A 274-nucleotide genomic window follows, 5' to 3' on the forward strand; every position below is an offset into this window, starting at 1 on the left:
GCGCACACGCGGGCAGGACCGGCGTGGGAAGCTCGTCGACATGGTGAGCATTCATGTGCGCCCGCCCGAGGCCAACGACCGGTTGATTCCGGGACACTGGGAAGGCGATCTGATCAAGGGTGCGGGCAACCGTTCGGCCGTGGGGACCCTGATTGATCGCAGCACCCTGTTCGTGATGCTGGTGAAGATTGATGGCAGCACCGCCGAGGCGGCGCTTGATGCCTACAGTGCGGCGTTCGCGCCGCTGCCGGCAGAACTGCGCTAGACCCTGACG

General features: G+C 65.7%; 1 pseudogene. It reads left to right on the top strand.

The annotated features are described in order from the left end of the window. Positions 1–262: pseudogene (locus tag SB753_RS37110) on the top strand (transposase); the annotation flags it as partial. Positions 263–274: the final 12 nt, after the last annotated feature.

It is taken from the genome of Paraburkholderia sp. SIMBA_053 (assembly GCF_046534895.1).
Classification (GTDB): Bacteria; Pseudomonadota; Gammaproteobacteria; order Burkholderiales; family Burkholderiaceae; genus Paraburkholderia; species Paraburkholderia caledonica.